The 17,173-nt window shown below is 46.7% G+C and carries 14 protein-coding genes; 4 read left to right on the top strand and 10 right to left on the bottom strand.

Annotated elements, in window-relative coordinates:
- Nucleotides 1-118: 118 nt before the first annotated feature.
- The 4 genes from KQI_RS0114585 to melA all read right to left on the bottom strand — a co-directional run bounded on the left by KQI_RS0114585 (nt 119) and on the right by melA (nt 8,356).
- Nucleotides 119-2,773, bottom strand: a complete 2,655-nt coding sequence (locus tag KQI_RS0114585) for a PAS domain S-box protein (RefSeq protein WP_010347536.1) — start codon at nt 2,771-2,773, stop codon at nt 119-121.
- Between the two features lie 95 nt (nt 2,774-2,868).
- Nucleotides 2,869-3,804 (bottom strand): nucleoside hydrolase, encoded by a 936-nt coding sequence (locus KQI_RS0114580; RefSeq protein ID WP_010347535.1) that lies wholly within the window; start codon nt 3,802-3,804, stop codon nt 2,869-2,871.
- A gap of 178 nt (nt 3,805-3,982) precedes the next feature.
- Nucleotides 3,983-6,238 (bottom strand): glycoside hydrolase family 6 protein, encoded by a 2,256-nt coding sequence (locus KQI_RS0114575; protein WP_029390170.1) that lies wholly within the window; start codon nt 6,236-6,238, stop codon nt 3,983-3,985.
- 603 nt (nt 6,239-6,841) lie between these two features.
- Nucleotides 6,842-8,356 (bottom strand): alpha-glucosidase/alpha-galactosidase, encoded by a 1,515-nt coding sequence (melA, locus tag KQI_RS0114570; RefSeq protein ID WP_010347533.1) that lies wholly within the window; start codon nt 8,354-8,356, stop codon nt 6,842-6,844.
- A 194-nt stretch (nt 8,357-8,550) separates the two neighbouring features.
- On the opposite strand from melA, the gene KQI_RS0114565 reads away from it, so the two are divergent.
- From KQI_RS0114565 to KQI_RS0114550, 4 genes are all read left to right on the top strand, one after another.
- Nucleotides 8,551-9,549 (top strand): sugar-binding protein, encoded by a 999-nt coding sequence (locus KQI_RS0114565; RefSeq protein WP_010347532.1) that lies wholly within the window; start codon nt 8,551-8,553, stop codon nt 9,547-9,549.
- Nucleotides 9,546-10,985 (top strand): sensor histidine kinase, encoded by a 1,440-nt coding sequence (locus KQI_RS0114560; protein WP_010347531.1) that lies wholly within the window; start codon nt 9,546-9,548, stop codon nt 10,983-10,985. Before KQI_RS0114565 ends, KQI_RS0114560 begins: the two co-directional genes overlap by 4 nt.
- Complete coding sequence (locus KQI_RS0114555; RefSeq protein ID WP_010347530.1) at nt 10,960-12,297, top strand: AraC family transcriptional regulator; 1,338 nt, start codon at nt 10,960-10,962, stop codon at nt 12,295-12,297. Before KQI_RS0114560 ends, KQI_RS0114555 begins: the two co-directional genes overlap by 26 nt.
- Nucleotides 12,298-12,524: 227 nt before the next feature.
- Nucleotides 12,525-13,925, top strand: coding sequence for a sugar porter family MFS transporter (locus tag KQI_RS0114550; protein ID WP_010347529.1), 1,401 nt, complete (start codon nt 12,525-12,527; stop codon nt 13,923-13,925).
- Nucleotides 13,926-14,533: 608 nt separating this feature from the next.
- Here the strand turns inward: KQI_RS0114550 and KQI_RS27940 are convergent.
- The 6 genes from KQI_RS27940 to KQI_RS0114520 all read right to left on the bottom strand — a co-directional run bounded on the left by KQI_RS27940 (nt 14,534) and on the right by KQI_RS0114520 (nt 17,167).
- Nucleotides 14,534-14,878, bottom strand: a complete 345-nt coding sequence (locus KQI_RS27940) for a hypothetical protein (RefSeq protein ID WP_080572147.1) — start codon at nt 14,876-14,878, stop codon at nt 14,534-14,536.
- 13 nt (nt 14,879-14,891) lie between these two features.
- Complete coding sequence (locus KQI_RS28995; protein ID WP_197536395.1) at nt 14,892-15,179, bottom strand: hypothetical protein; 288 nt, start codon at nt 15,177-15,179, stop codon at nt 14,892-14,894.
- Between the two features lie 105 nt (nt 15,180-15,284).
- Nucleotides 15,285-15,509, bottom strand: a complete 225-nt coding sequence (locus tag KQI_RS0114535; protein WP_010347527.1) for a hypothetical protein — start codon at nt 15,507-15,509, stop codon at nt 15,285-15,287.
- A gap of 204 nt (nt 15,510-15,713) precedes the next feature.
- Nucleotides 15,714-16,046, bottom strand: coding sequence for an Imm8 family immunity protein (locus KQI_RS0114530; protein WP_010347525.1), 333 nt, complete (start codon nt 16,044-16,046; stop codon nt 15,714-15,716).
- Nucleotides 16,047-16,124: 78 nt separating this feature from the next.
- Entirely contained in the window at nt 16,125-16,616 is a 492-nt protein-coding gene (locus tag KQI_RS0114525; protein WP_010347524.1) for a hypothetical protein, read from the bottom strand.
- Nucleotides 16,610-17,167, bottom strand: a complete 558-nt coding sequence (locus tag KQI_RS0114520) for a hypothetical protein (RefSeq protein ID WP_010347522.1) — start codon at nt 17,165-17,167, stop codon at nt 16,610-16,612. The genes KQI_RS0114525 and KQI_RS0114520 overlap by 7 nt, the downstream gene beginning before the upstream one ends.
- Between the last annotated feature and the right edge of the window lie 6 nt (nt 17,168-17,173).

The following is a 17,173-nucleotide window of genomic DNA, read 5'->3' as shown; positions in this document are numbered from 1 at the left end:
CTGCATATTCCAAACTGTTCTAACTGTATTATTATTAATAGTACAGTTAGAACAGTTTGTCAATTATATGTTTGGTTATTTATTACAAAAAATAGCCGTAATGCATGATGCATCACGGCTATATCTCATGCCTCTTATTCGCCAGCGCTTCCTCTTCCGGCAGCATGAGATCCAGTTGAAACCGGAACGTCGACCCCTGGGCATCTTCACTATCCACACCAATGGAACCGCCCATCAGCCCAACCAGGTTTTCGCAAATGGACAACCCCAGACCTGTGCCTCCGTATTTCCGGTTCAGTGCCGGGTGGATCTGGGAAAAGGGCTGAAACAATAGATGCTGGCGATCGGCGGGAATACCGATGCCGGTATCGGTTACACTGAACTCAATCAAGCACTTCCTTTTGCGGCGACTGTAAGCCTTTTGCTCGGCAAAGATGTTTATACGCCCCCGCTCCGTAAATTTGATCGCATTGCTCACCAAATTCACCAGCACCTGTCGGATACGCACTTGGTCGCCAATAAAAACCCCCGGCAGTTCCTGATCCACGTGCCACTCCAGTTGGATGCCTTTTTCCATAGCTTGCCTAAGAAATAGGTCTGCCACACTGCCCATCACATTCTCAAGCTCAAAGGGCTCGTGCAGCAACGCCATTTTTCCAGCTTCGATTTTGCTCAAATCCAGGATCTCATTGAGGATCTGCATTAAAGCCGAGCTGCTGCTGGTGATAATATCTATATAGCTCCGCTGTTCCTCATCCAATTCGGTGTCAGCGAGCAGCCCTGCCATGCCGATAATGCCGTTCATTGGTGTACGAAGCTCATGACTCATCACGGAAAGAAACTCGGACTTGGCCCGATCAGCGCGTTCAGCAGATTCCTTGGCACGAATGATCTCCTTTTCGTTCGTGATGTCTACAAAAACCATCACGGCCCCTTTTCGCTCGCCATTATCCATCAAGGGACTGATTCGATAAGAGGCAAGGAAGCTGGACCCATCCTTTTTCCAAAAAACAGCTTCCTCCGCCTGATAGGAAGCACCGCTTCGGATCGCCTGGAGAATAGAAGACTGCTCATCCGGATAATGACTCCCGATCTCATCAGCTTGTCGTATTATACCTATACATGCGTCATCCAGCGTATTTTCCACCCCTACGCCAAACATCTCGGCAGCCGCCGGATTCATAAAACGGACGTGCCCTTCGGTGCTTAAACCCACGATGCCTTCGGAAACTGCGTTCAAAATAAGCGAATGCTCGCTGCTGAGCTTTTCAATCTGCGCAATGTAGCTTTTAAGAGGGGTAACATTTTCAACAATCCCGTAGCAGCCCACAATTTCCTCTTGCACAAAAATGGGGATATGGGTCATCTTGATGAATAGACGCTCCCCCTTCTTATGTATGAATCGCGTTTCATAGGTTTGCGTCTCTCCCTGCTTGGCCAACTCCATGTGGTGCCTGATCTTGTCCTGTTCCTCGGCGGAAGCCATTGCAAGTAGTTCAGCTCCAAGCAATTCTCCACTTGTATAGCCTGTTAGTTCCTCCACACTCGGATTCACGCTCAGGATTTGACCCTCCATATTCATGGCGCACATACCGAGCGGGTTATGCTGGAACAGCGACTTATAACGATTTTCACTTGCCCGAAGACGCTGCTCCATTTCCTGATGCTCCGTAACATCCTGTATCATGCCCACAACTTGAATGGGCTTGTTTGCATGCTCGTCCATTTCGGCTTCCCAGATCGAGCGCAGCACTTTTTGTTCACCGTTCAGCAGCACAATTCGGTAAAAGATCTCTTCGTGGATTCCCTTTAATATGACGTTCGTAATTATCTGCTGCATCCGCTCCATATCCTCCGGGTGAATAGCCGCCATGAAGGCGTCGGTACTCGTTTCAATCGACTTGACACGATAGCCGAAAATGCTGCGGAATTCTTTGGAAAAGTGCATCACATTGTTGACCAGATCCCAGTCCCATGAACCGAACATGGCCAGTTGCTGCGCTTTTGCCAAATTCTCCTCACTCTTGTGGCGCTCTGTAATATTACGGCCTATGGCCAAAACGCGTTTGATCCCGCCGCTTTCATTCCGAATAATGCGAAACGACACTTCCATCCACAAATAATAGCCATCCTTGTGGCGTACACGCTGCTTCATGATGCCTGTTTCCTTGAAGCTTCCATGTACCCGCATATAATCTGCATCTTCTGCATGATAGAAATCGAGCCATTTTTTGCCGAGCATCTCCTGTCTGGTATATCCTAAAAGCTTCTCTACCGACGGAGAAACATACTCAAGCCTGCCATCCGGCGTGCTGAATGAGACCACATCTGGTGTATTTTCCGTAATCAGCATGTATAAATCCTCGTTGTCCGAGAGCACCTGCTGTATGTCTTTTTTCTCCGTTATGTCCGTCGCATAGGCAATCAGATACGATTGCCCGTTAGCCTCATCATCAAATATTGTTAATTCCAGTGACAGCCAGACTGATGTTCCCCGCTTATGTTTTAAACGCAGTTCTGCCTTGTATACTTGATCCTTAGCCCCCAGCCAGCCGACATAGGCAGCTCTCATCCCTTGCTGATCTTGAGCTTCTTCATATAAAAGCTGGTAATATCGGGTGTCCTTCAATTCCTCCTGCTCGTATCCAACCATTTGGCAAAAAGCAGGATTAACGAACAAGCATTTTCCCTGCCTCGACAAAATGGAAATTCCTGTCGGGGCGTGGTTATACATATGTTCCAGCAAAGGCAGTCGTTGAGCAGCAGAAAACACAATGAATCTCCTCCTTTGGGGGGCCGGCAGCCTTACAACATGTATGTACAAAAGATTGCCGATGCAGCTTCATCAGCAATCCCAGAACTATTTGTTTATACCACCCTGCTAAGAAAATGACGCAAAAATCGCTCCGCATCCACCTCAAGTGCCACATCGACTGTTGTCAGCGCCTGAGTTCCGCGCTCGTTTTGCACCTCACGGGTGCGACCGACTTCAGGGGAATCCCCCACTTCAACAGCAATACGCATCGGACGCGTCCGCACAAAACTGGAATCTATAGCTAGTCCAACGGCCAGTGGATCATGCAAAGCACAACCTGCAATACCAGGTCTGAAATTGCGATAGGCTTCCATATAAAAGTCCGTCATATCTGCCATAAACCTGCCCAGCTCGGTTCCTTGCTCACGCCACTTGTCTACATCATGCTGGGGAAGCAGTGTTTGCATGGTGACGTCCAGCCCGACGAGTGTAAGCGGGAAACCCGCTCCCAGCACATAGGCTGCGGCTTCCGGATCAGCGTAAATATTCGCTTCAGCGGCCTCGGTTACATTCCCTCGTACTGTAACCGCCCCGCCCATAATGATCAGGCGGTCAAGCAATTTTGGCAACTCGGGGCAGCGATCCAGTGCAATCGCAAGATTCGTCAGCGGTCCCACAGCTACCAGGGTAAGCTTGCCTTCATAGCGACGAGCCTGTTCGATCATAAAATCAGCCGCATCCCCGGGCGCGGCCTGACGGGATGGTGCTCCTTTGAGCTGATTGCCAATGCCGTCTTCACCATGAATATGGCGGGAATACGGCTTGAACAGCTCACGGGCATACGGCTTGTGAGCGCCGGACACGACCGGAGCCTCTACACCCAGCTTTTCCAGCAGGATCAGTGAGTTGCGTGTCGCCTCCTCCACCGAGATATTGCCAAAGGTGGTTGTAATGCCGAGCAGTTCCAATTCCGGCGAATGAACAGCGTATGCAATGGCAAGTGCGTCGTCGATCCCCGTATCTACATCTAAAATTAACTTTTTACTCATGATGACCTCCACAGTAGAACAGCATTCTTTTTTTTCATTATACACAATTTGAATGCTTATTCTCTTGATCATGAGGTTCTTTAGCTGAAGACGATCAAAAAAAAAGCTACGGCAGTTTGTACCGTAGCTTTTCCTTCAGGGTCTTCTATTGCTTAAGCGCATATCTTCTGTCTCAATCTTAAGGCTCGATTCCCCATACCAGCTGATCATTTTGGAACAACGTTACTTTGTTCCATTCTGTATAAGAGGATTTGGTTGGATCGAACGAGTAGTCATTGGATTCATCGTGATTAGACCAGTCGTTTTTGTTAATACGGACTTGAATTTCACCTGTTTGTGCTCCAGCAGCAAGCGTGCCAGCAGCAGGACTGAAACCAATTTCAATATATTTGTCTGTAAAGGTACGCAGCACGTTATCATTACCTATTTGTGCCCAGTCCACTGCAGACTGCATGTCTTGGTTACCCTCTTTAGTGAAGTAGTAGCGGATTTTCAGGTCACTCAACTTCACAGGAGTTGTTCCGTTATTTTTTACGTTAAAAAATGGTTTAATTGCATTATTCGTTGGATCGGTATCTCCAGCCCGGTACAGAACAGACAGGTCACCTGCAGGTTCTGTTGGAGTCGGAGTTGGATCTGGTGTTGGTGTTGGTGTTGGTTCTGGTGTAGGGGTTGGATCTGGTGTTGGTGTTGGATCTGTAGGATTTGTTGGTGTAGTAGCCTTCGATCCAACAGTCACTTTCACTACAGCCGAATCCTTGCTTGAACCATTTGCATTCGTAGCACTTATTACATAATAGTAAGTCGTTCCATTCGTCAAATCTGTATCCGTGTATTCTGTGCCTGTTACACGAGACGCAACCGTTGTAAAAGGACCTGCTTCACTGGTAGCACGCTTCACTGTGTAGCTTTGGGCACCAGTGGAAGCAGCCCAAGTCACCTTCACTCCCAATTTTCCCTGTAAGTCTGCCGGTACTGCCGGAGCTTCTGGGGTTGGTGTTGGTGTAGGTGTTGGCGTAGGTGCTGGGTCTACGCTACCATCGGCAGCTTTGATTGCTGGATATGCATTGTTCACGAGCATAACGAACTGATCATGGAACCAAGCACCAGAAATCGGAGCATTTGGCAATGCGCCTGTCAATACGCCGTCACTGGTTGTGTAAGTAGGATCACACATCCGGTCAAAGCCTTTGCCCTCATTGTTCGGAATGAGCGAGCTGGAGCCGTCGGAAGCACCCGGAGGTTTCGCCCATACATATGCATCGACATGGGAAGCTGGAGCGGTTTCAGGAGGTGTCCCCATACCTGCGCCACTGTTGTTACACCAGTTACCGCGATGGTCACGTCTGTCCACACGGCCTGAGTTCACGTACGAATTAATATCGTTACCTGTAGCTTTAGTTGGACGGTTCGGTCCACCCCAGCCGTTACGGCCGGTATCAATCAGCATACCGAGAGTACTTGGCCAGCCTGCATTTACAAAATCTCTGTGCAGACCTTCTGTGAAATGCAGCTCATCGAAGTAAGGATTCCATTCGTAATACTTGGAAGACTTGATCGGCTGTCCATTAATATTCAGGTTGGAATCAGTCAGATTAGGCTCAACCAGCGGCGTAGAGTTGGCTGTATTGGTGATAAAGCCGTCTACGCTGGACAGTCCTTTAGATGTGTTTCTGAAAACGTTGGTATACAGGGAAACTGTTGCTGAACGGTTGTTATCCCAACCGAGCCAGCCGGAGTGACCGATATCTACGTATTTGTATACGTTAGGAATTTCGTTCAGTTTGTTGATTGTGTACTGAATGCCGGTTTCATAGATACCGGTGGATTTGGCTTGAGCACATTTTGGATCGCTCATATTGGTTACCAGGTTCGGTAAACTGTCCGGTTCAATGATCGTTACGATACGAATGTCCTTATATTTGGGGTTGGCAAGGATCTCAGCAATCTTGTCGACATAATCCTTTTTGTATGTTTCCAGACCTGCTTGGGTCAGCGGAAGCTCACCGTTGGAAGCCAAGGCATGACAATCCCGTCCGGGCAGATCATATATAATAAACTCTGCCGTAATTGGAGTGTCGCCTTTCTTTTGGGCCAATACTTGATCCAAATGCGCTTCCAGGCCAAGATTGTCTGCAGTCCCGTTAATGGCAGCGATACGGTCGAGCCATACGGATGTCGGGAACGATTTGACGGTTTGCATTTTCGCTTTCAGCTTAGCATCGGTAACCTTGGCAATTGATGAATCGACGAAAGCGGCGTAATCAGGACTAATATATTTTGTTGCCCCGATATAAGGGTTGTCCACATGAGATTCTGCACTTATTTTTCCTGTAAATCCTGTAGTTGGTAAAAGACTACCTGCGACGAGTGATAACGCAAAAGCATACTTCATGCCTTTACGAAGCACTTGCTTTGTTTTCAATTGTTTCACCTATCTTTCTTAAATTTTGTTTACTCATCCTATGTCGTCACATGATTGTTACGTGATCCTGCGTGAATTGCACCCTCTTTCCTCAAAAAAAGTAGCGTGCATAGCCGCAAAGGTAAGCGCATTCTGTGTTTCCTTGCGCCCGAATTTTCGTATTATCCCCTTTTTGTCACCTCCTATGTTAGATTATAGTAACCCTGAAATCTGCTGTAAATTGAATAAATTAAGGTCTAGTTTATAAATTAGGCACTGGATTGCCACACTTCCAGTTCTTTCCGGCTCTCCGTTTCTGATCGCCGAGTCCCTCGTATGATGAATTATCCCTGATGTGACAACCTTTCCAAGATTCGAGTTCGACAAAAAAGGAGCAGATTCCTAAAAATTAGGGCGCATTCTTTAATTTCCGTCAGCTAAAATCGACATTATAAATCTCGGACTGCGATCCATGCCCAATGGTTAAATCTATCAACAATAAAAGGGTATTTTCAGGTCTCATAGCCATGAAAATACCCTTTCTGGTTGTGTAGTTATCGTTGGATAGCCTCACGGTCATTCATCATGCATGTACGTACATGCAGTGAACGCTAATGCGATTGTACCAAGCTGCTAGGCTTGGCTGGGCTGCACCTTTTCACGTTCCTTGCCTTTGTCGGATTCGCCCGCATTTTTGTTGGCCGCCTCCCGGTCCAGTTGCATTTCCTCAATCGTCTTAACCTTAAGCCTTGCCGCTCCCTCATAAGGACGAGTTGGGATTAGATCACCTGCAGCCAGACGCTGACGCGCCTCGGCAATCGCCGCTTTGTATTGTGGAAGCCATGCTTCCTGCGCTACCAGCATCTCGTCAACCATTTGCCATATTTCCTTCGGATTGCAAACCGCACCCACCAGCGGGTCCATCATAAACGCCTGGCGCAACAGCTTATCATCCCCATGCACAGCCGCTTCGACAGCCAGACGCTGGACGGATATACTTACATTGCAGACGGCCGCAGGACCGAGCGGAAGCTCCCCGACATGTGGCATGGAAATACCGTTCCGATCCACGTATCCCGGTGCTTCGATGATCGCATCATCCGGCAGATTGGAGATTACTCCGTTATTGACGACATTAAAATGCCCTCGGTATACACGCCCGGTTTCCAGTCCTTCGATAATGTACGAGCCGTGTTCCTCACCACGATTCTCCGCCGTGTACACCAATGGGTCTTCTTTCATCCAGTTTGGAAAATCGGTCTCGAACCAGTTGCGTCCTTCCGTACATACGCGCAGATAGCCACCTGTTTCTCCGTTGATCCAGCTGCCCAGATCAATCCAGTCTAGAATTTCATCCGGACGCTTCCGATACCAAGGGACATATTCACTTAAATGACCGTTTGATTCCGTGCTGTAATAGCCAAAACGTCGAAGCATATCGATCCGTACCTTTTCGGTGCGGCTATATTCGGGATGCTTTTCAAAAGCCTCCAGCAGTCCTGCCGTTAGATCCTTCCCTTTATGGGATGCCTGGATATACCATGTCTGGTGATTGATTCCGGCACACACAATATCCACAGCCTGCTTCTCCAGACCGTACACCTCGGCAATCTGGTGATGACCGTGCTGGACGCCGTGACATAGACCAATCGTACGCACACCGCCGTACTTGTTGCAGGCCCACGTCATCATCGCCATCGGATTCGAGTAGTTCAGCAGCAGCACATCCGGTGCACTCAACTCGCGGATATCCTTGCAAATGTCCAGCATTTCAGCGATCCCGCGCTGCCCGTACATGATTCCTCCGGCACACAGCGTATCTCCTACGCATTGATCCACGCCGTATTTCAGTGGTATATCCACATCAGTCGCAAAGCCTTCCAGACCACCGACCCTGATCGTACAAATAACGTATTTGGCATCTTTTAAAGCTAGCTTTCGATCCGTAGAGGACTGTATTTGTATGGACAAACCGTTCTCCCGAATATCCCGCTGGCACAGCTCAGTGACCATATCCAGATTGTGCTGACTAATGTCCGTAAAAGCCACTTCAATCTCGTTAAATTCCGGCACCGCCAACAGGTCTCGCAAAATTCCACGGGTAAAACCAATACTTCCCGCTCCAATAAAAGCTACTTTAAATGACACGGTAATCAACCTCCGGTATGAGAATTGTAATATACCGTCATTGTAGCAACATGCCTGTGGGAAGCGTTATCAAAATCATGACCAGATTTGTGTTTAGGTGTCAAAAATCCTAACTTCCACATCGATAACTGCGTGCAGTTGTTTTGTTGCTGTATAATGAGTTGAGTCTGTAAATATTTCCAAAGGAGCAAGACATGTCAAACCGTAAATGGACATTTATCCTTATCCCCGTCTTCCTGCCATTTGCCTGGCTGCTGTTTCAGTTCACTCTGTCTTCTCTTCAAATTCACCAATTTGCAGAGCAATTGAAAACGGTTTCAACAAAAGATGGAGTTTCCGATACAAAAGTGGTATTGATATCGCAGGAGTTGGACAATTATTACTGGCGGTCAATCGAACAAGGAGCCCGAAAGGAAGCAGAACAGTACGGTATGCGGCTCGATTATATCGGGCCGGACCGCATTAATCCGTCCGAGCAGATCAAACTGCTGGATAAAACGATCGCCGCCAAGGCGGATGCAATTCTGGTTCAAGGGATAAATGATCCAGAGTATCGCCGATTAATCGACAAAGCGGCCGGACTTGGCATACCCGTCATCACGATCGATACGGATGAGCCGGACTCCCGAAGACTGGCTTATGTCGGAACGGATAACGAAGGAGCAGGAAAGCGGATGGGTGTGCTATTGGCGAAAGCCTCCGGAGAGCGTGGCGACATTGGAGTTATGATCAGCAACGAGCGCGTCGAGAACCAGCGGCTCAGGCTTGCCGGCTTTCGTTCCGTGATCGACCGCTATCCCGAGCTCCGCATTGTGGAGATTCGCTCCTCGGATATTTCGCGGCTTCAGGCAGCCCAGCAAGCTCAGAACATGCTCACCCGGTATCCACAGATCCGCTACATGGTCGGATTCAGTGCGCTGGACGGCCCTGGCATTCTGGAAGCCTCGGAGCGGAACGGAGCGCGGAGTTTGCAGATTTTCGCTTTTGACGATATGGCCGATACATTGGAAGCCATCAGAGATAGCAAAATCGAACTGACCATTGTTCAGCAGCCCGCGGAAATGGGGGCTAAGGCCATAAAACTGCTGAATGATTATTTAAAGGGGAATGATCCCCAGAAATTAACATACACCAGGGTATATGAAGTGCATGCGGACACTCCTGACAACATGGCCGGAGATGACGGACGATGACAATCAGAACGAAGCTGCTTCTGTTCATCCCCCTCCTAGTAGTGTTCGCGAATATCATCGCTTATTTTGTATTCCAAAGTGGCAAGGTCGTACAACAGAGCTACGATGAAATGCTTGGCCGAATCCTGCTCATCGAGCAAACCTCCGAGTCGGCGGAGGGCAACTTAAAGCTCCTATACGCCTATCTGCTTAATCCGAGAGACGATAAGGCTGTGCAGGGCCCGACAGAACGCCAATTGATGCAGTTGAAAGGCAGAATTCAGGAAGTCTCCGCCGCCCCTTCTTTCGCCGAGGAGGACTACGTGAATCTGTTGGCTACATTTCTTGAACAGAAACAAGCCGCAGTTCTGGACACAAATGCACAAGATCCTCAATCGGCCTTTGAACATTATATTGAAGCGGAGAAAACTGTCAGCTATATCCACGAGGAGGGACAGCGACTGATCGACGCTGAGCTGGCTTACTACCGACCGATCATCGAGAACATCCGGAACAAGAATGAGCAAATGAACGGATTGGGAGTGGCGTTGTTCGGCATGAACGCGCTGATGGGGGTTTTGCTTGCAATCTGGGTCTCGCGCAGTATTACTGGCCCTGTTGGCAGACTTGTCGCACTGGCGAAGCAAATCGCCACAGGCAATCTGAATATCGAGCCCCAACTGCGACGGGATGACGAGCTAGGCGTACTGTCGGACGCCATTTCGCAGATGTCCGCCGATTTGAGCATCCTCATCGAGAAGGATAAACAGAGTCTGGAAATGCGGCGGCTTGTGAAGGAGCTGGAGCTTCTGGCCCTACAAAATCAAATGAACCCGCACTTTTTGTTCAATACCTTAAATGTGCTCTCCAAGCTGGCGATCCTGGAAGGGGCGGAGAAAACCAGCGACCTGATCGTTTCGCTGTCCAATCTGCTGCGATACAGCCTGCAGAAGCTGGACAAACCTGTAACTCTCCAGGAGGAACTGGATCATATCCGCGAATACGTAACGATCCAGCAGGCGCGCTTCCGGGATAGAATTCGCTTTGATCTTCACTTTGACGCTTCCGTACTTCAGCAGCAAATTCCGGCCCTGACGATCCAGCCGTTCATTGAAAACGCTTTTCTTCATGGTGTGGAAGATATGGAAAACGGAGCCATTATCGCATTGACGCTGTCGAGAGCGGGCGAGGATGTACAAATTGAAATATCGGACAACGGAAAGGGCATGACGGAGGAAACCCGACTGTCCGTGCTCCGTCTTGAAGGCGGAGCCGAAAGCAGCAGTTCAACGGGACTTGGAATGCAAAACGTGTTTAAGCGACTGCAGTTGTTTTACGGAAAGGAAGAAATGGTTGAAATCAGCAGCAATACCGGACAAGGTACTGCCATAACAATACGAATTCCATTCAAGAAGGAGAGTGAGCAGACTGATGTATCGGTTGTTGATCGCGGATGACGAGGCTTTGGAGAGGGAAGGACTGGAATTGACAGTGGAACGGGCGATGCCGGGGGTATTCCGGTTTATTCATGCCGGCAACGGCCGCATGGCGATCGAATGCGCAGAAGAGCACCGTCCCCATATTGCCATTCTGGATATCAATATGCCCGGAATCGATGGGCTTGAAGCGCTTCGTGAATTAAAGGATCGGCTTCCCGATACCCGATTCGTACTTGTCACCGCCTATGATTATTTTGCCTATGCCCGGGAGGCGCTCTCTTTGGGTGTAAAAGAATATATTCTAAAGCCGGCGAAGCGAGAACTGGTCATCGGTACACTGAAACAACTGATTGAAGAAATTGAGCGCGAGAAGCGGGCACGTACGGAAGAACTGGAGCTTAGGCACAAAATCTCACAGCTGATGCCGCTCGCAGAAAATGAGCTGGCTTTAATGCTTATGGTCGACCAGACGGTGGATTCGAGTGCTTCCCAGCTGTCGGAATGGCTGGACTTTCCTCTTGATCAGGGAAGCGCCATCATTGCCGCCTTTGACGGATATACGGACGAGCAGGATAAAAAGAAAATTTACGATCATTTCCGAAGCTATGTAAAAACGCATGGCCCGAATTCCATTGTAAGCTCCTTGATCGACCATCATGTAGCCACTTTTTTACGAAAGCCGCCTGCCACCGGCGAAAACGGCTGGCGGCAGCTGGTTAAACACCTTGTCCAGCAGCTTTCCGAGCTTGCCCAGCAGCAATTTGGCATAAAGACAGCCATTGGAATCGGATCGCTGCATAGCGGCGAGGAAGGACTTCGCAAGTCCTATTTCGAAGCCGTTTTTGCCTCTACCCTACGCAAGCGAGATGGGGGTTACTGCCACTTTGACGAACTGAAGTCGTCAGAGGCTGGAAATGCTTCTGTGCTGGCCGTCAAAGCGGAGAAAGGAATGCTTCAGCAGACGTACGTCATGTCAGCACTGCAACGGATACGCGAACAGCGGGAGGTTCAAACACTGACTATGCTGGGCAGGGCGAAAATGTATATCGAGGAACGATTCAACGATGATCTTTCGCTGGAAGAAGTAGCTGATTTCGTCCATTTGAATCCTCACTATTTCAGTAAAATTTTCAAACAGGAATACGGAGAAACGTTCATCGACTTTGTAACCCGGCTGCGGATTGATAAAGCCATTTCTCTGATTAAGGCCGGCAACCTTACGCTTAAGGAAATCAGCTTTGAAGTGGGTTATAAGGACCCGAACTATTTTAGCCGCGTCTTTAAGAAGATAACGGGCGTTCCTCCCACTGAGTTCAAAGGCCAAAAATAGTAGAGATTCATCTATACCGGCCATCGGCATGGATTTTTTTAAGCTCGCATGACAAGGTAATGCTAGGTTTAGCCCCTCCGTCTCCAATTTGGGAATCGAAGCCAAAATTGTGCATGAAATGGTCTGTTTATTGAAGACGATAACCGGCCTTTCTTTTATAAGCGCATGTTATACTTCTCCTCGAAGAACGGAATGAGTTTCCAGGAATTTGGAGGGGAGATGGTAATATGGCAGTAATCATCAAAAATGAAAGCGCTCAACAGAAAGCGCTTCAATCAGAAAAACCCAATATGCTTTTTGTTACGCTGGTATCCATCGTAGCTGCGCTTGGAGGCATCCTGTTCGGATTTGATATCGCGGTTGTTTCGGGAGCAGTCGACTTCCTGCAGCAGCGTTTTTCGCTGAACGAATTTCAGGTTGGTTGGGCGGTGTCGAGTCTGATTGTCGGGAGTGTCACAGGAGCGGCTCTCTCCGGCTACATGAGTGAAAGGATCGGCAGAAAAAAGGTATTGCTCGCTGCGGGATTTTTATTCGTCGTCGGCTCGATCTGCTCTGCACTTCAGGATACGTTCACCGGGTATGTTATCTTTCGCATGATCGGTGGCGTTGGCATAGGAATCACTTCCACCATTTGTCCGGTGTACAACGCGGAGATCGCTCCCGCCAAATACCGAGGCCGTTTGGTTGCTTTAAATCAGTTGGCGATCGTAACGGGCATTTTTCTGGTTTATTTTCAGAATTTGTGGATCGTCAGCATGGGGGATGAGGCCTGGGGTGTCTCAACGGCCTGGCGCTGGATGTTCGGAGTGGGAGCCGTTCCGGGACTGATCTTTATGCTCTTGATGCTCTTCATACCCGAAAGCCCGAGATGGCTAATTAAACAGAATCGGCCTTATGAAGCGCTGCCGATTCTGCTGAAAATTCACGGTGAAGAAGCCGCTAAACAGGAAGTGCTTGATATCAAGGAATCGTTCAAAGATGAGAGCGACTCACTTAAGCAAGTGTTCGCTCCCGGTATTCGGGTCGCTCTCTTTATCGGTGTCATGCTTGCCATTATGCAGCATATTACCGGCATCAATGCCATTTTGTATTACGCGCCGGTTATCTTTAAAGGAATGGGACTTGGTACGGACGCCTCTTTGACCCAGACCATCTGGATCGGGTTGATCAATGTGTTGTTCACCATCGTATCCGTATGGCTGATCGACAAAGCGGGACGAAAAGTCTTGTTGATGATCGGCACCACGCTGATGACTCTCTGTTTGGTCATTATCGGAGCCGCCTTCAAAATGGGTTTGACCACCGGACCACTCATACTCATCTTGATATTGATCTACGTGGCCGCCTACGCTATATCGCTTGGGCCGATCGTATGGGTTATGATCTCGGAGATCTTTCCGAACCGCATTCGCGGCAAAGCAGTCGCCATCGCTTCGATGGCATTATGGGCCGGCGATTATCTGGTATCCCAGGCATTCCCTCCTCTGCTGAGTTCAGCCGGTCCGTCCAATACCTTCTGGATATTCGGAGCCATCTCGTTGTTCGTCGTACTCTTTATATGGCGCAAGGTTCCCGAAACCAAGGGGAGATCACTTGAACAGATGGAAAATATGTGGCTCGGGAAATAACCCGACTTTAGCTCTCAAGAAGCCCGGACACGTATTATAATGCTTGAAAACATATGGCCTCTGAAGTCATACCGACTTAAAATCGGCAATGCTTCAGAGGCTTCTTGTTGTTTATTTGCAACTTACCCGCCCACTTCTCCTTAAATCACTTGAAATTATAAATGGGGACTTTACTTATCACGATTGGATATGTGTGCCTCAGCATCCTCATTTAAACTCATAGCTTTTTCTAAATCATCGTCAGTAACTCTGCTGTTTGCTCTCGCAATTCTCTGGCTTGCTGGGGATTTCCTCCATAAGCTGTTCGTATGTTGCACGGACTTGGGCAATAGAGCGTACCTCCTTTTCTACTTCCTATGCAGATTGCTGGTTCTTCAATTCTTCTACCACTACCTGTTCACGCTTTGTCATTCGTTTCGTCCTCCTTTGATTCTGGGCATGCAAAAAAAAGCTCATTCCTACTCATAGTTCAAGTGGGAAAGAGCTTTTGAAATTTTATAAAGTGTTTGATTTGTCTAGCGTTTGGTTTGTTGATTGTATTGTGCGATCTTGTTAATGGGATTGTAAATGGGTTTACAAAAATTCTTAACAGACCCCAGTGAGACTATTTATTCAGCCGCAAAGTAACCCTTGATTTCGTCAGCTAGTTCAAGTACTTTCCTCCATTCAGGTGAATTTCTAACTGCATTAATATTCCATTCATCGCCTTGTTGTAATTCCAGAACCAAGTTTCTTAAAATAGAACTTTTATTCATTATCTCAACACTGATTAGTCCAGCATCATTTAGTTGTTGCAAGATATCAGCGTGTAAAAAAGAAGTAACCCCAGTATCAAATTCTTCAAAGATGTTATACTCGATTACCATATCCTCCTCGCTTAGCAGGTACGTCCCACACTTATTGATCGTATCCACGTATAGCTCCATAAGTTTTTCTATAGATATTTTCTCCATCAAACAAATCCCCTTATTTTTGAATAATCGTAGCTTTATCGCCAGGTAACGGTTTATAATCAGGTCCCACCACCTTGACTTTACCGGTTTGCCCACTAGAGAGTCCAATGTATGACCCTTCATGCACTCCTCCTCCTGGATGATAGAATACTGACTTATCGCCGTTTGTAAATTTCCAGCCAGTACCGGCAGAGCCATACGTACCTCTCGTCCATCCATCCCCAAGAGTCTTTCCAACTTCATCAGCTGATTTTCCCCATAATGCTTTGGGATTACTTAGAATATCATCGTAAGATTTCAACTCCGTTACCCATGTAACATTTCCGTCTCCATATTTGCTCTTGTAGTAATCATTCCATTCTGCTCCTGTTCGAGGTATCTGTGCAGAATTCCCTACCTTCTTTATTCATAAAATCAAAAAGTCGCCAGGATAACTTTTTTTCCAATTCTCATAATATTCAATATCAGGATCGCCATTTGCTGTGCGCACCACTCGATCTGCTGCCCAATAACTTCCTTCAGGTATATCAGGTCTGTAGTCTTCATTAACTGTTATATAAACATACGTTCCACGAATCCCCCATTTCTTTTTATCCTCCTCACTAGGCTCAATCCTTTCCTGCACACTCATCTTCACGTTCTGTCATTCGTTTCGTCTTCTTTTGATTTTGGGCATGCAAAAAAAGCTCACTCCTACTCATAAAACAAGTTGAAGAAAGAGCTTTTAAAAGTTTCAAGTGTTTGAATTGTTTAGCGTTTGGTTTGTTGGTTGTATTGTACGATCTTGTTAATGGATTGTAAACTCCGTTTACACAAACTATTTTTCAGGTCTTAACTACTCATCCATCTCCCAACGAAAGTATTTAGAAAGATTATAGTTTGCCTTATTAATATCATCATCTGAACACTTATTAATAATATGACTTAATGTTTCTTCAAGTTTTTTTTCATTAAAGTCACCTGTTATAATATGACCACGTCCTATGATGATATCAGCCTGACCTACCATCCTTTCTAACCTTCTAGGGCTGATTAATTCAAACGAAAACAAGTCTGATGCTCCATTTATCTCCTTTGGGCCAATATCTACATGATAAGTGATATAAAAATCGTCTATATCATCGCCCCAATCCTCAAATATTTTTGTTAGAACCTTTATTACAAGCATTTAAATGCCCTCCTAATCTAATATATCGATACGGACATTTCTATAAACTTTTTTAAAACTAACCAACGTGTATAACTGTTAGTAATTTTTTAGAACTTCAATTTGATTACGTGCTATATTTTCAAAACTTTCATATAAATGTGATATTTTCTTAATAAATATGCAGTCTTTCTCCAGTGGCTTTTTATTCTCTAATTCATTTAAAATCATATAAAACTCTTCACAGGATACTGAAGATCCCTCTCCACCATCTGCTTCATCTCCTGACATTAATAGTAACTCACGCATAGAAATTTGTTTGGATAAAAATTTAAGATATAGAAATCCTATGACAGCATCACTAAAAAGAGAAGTATTTCTAATGGTATGGGACTCAGTAATTAATTGCTCACTTAATGCTTTACTTAAAGCATCTAGATCACTCGCCAACGAAACAGCAAAGATCCACTCTTCTGGTTTTTCTTCTTTCAGAATCTGTATATCCGCCCAATTTTGCCAGTCTTCTTTACTATAGTATCCGCTTAAAGAAGCAGCAAATAAATAATGTGCTATAGCTAAAATTTTTACCACCTCGTCGTTTCAGGATGTAGACCAGGTGTTCCTGGTCCATGTTGGTTGGGATTATACCATGGATTTGCATGATGATGAGGATTCGTATGTGTTGGAACATCAGGCCTCCCATGATCTGTGTAATCATTGTTACCTATTCTTCGACCATACTGATCGTATATTGTTTCCCTATCATATAACTCACCTGTCTTGCCATTAATTTTTTGATCATTAATACTCCTAGTACCAGGTGCTGTGTACTGTCTTTGTCTTGTATTCATCTGACCTTTAGATATATCTTTATAGTCCTGTTCCCAATATCTTTTATAGCGGGCAGCTTCTTCAGTATCCATTTGATCAACGAACGTCTTATCTTTCCCCGTTCCCTTAGTCCCAATGTTAACTTCTTGTTCGAGTATATTTTTCGATTGCTGTTTCACTGGGACACTATCGGAAATTATTTCCTCGGTTATTTGTTGCTTGCTCGACTGTGAGGAAAACTGTTTAAATTCTTCTGCACTTGGGCCTCGTCCTCCTCCTCGTCCATCAAATACAAAAGCACCTTCCGTCATGTTAGA

This window comes from Paenibacillus peoriae KCTC 3763 (assembly GCF_000236805.1).
Classification (GTDB): Bacteria; Bacillota; Bacilli; order Paenibacillales; family Paenibacillaceae; genus Paenibacillus; species Paenibacillus peoriae.
This window is presented reverse-complemented; position numbering and strand designations above follow the sequence as displayed.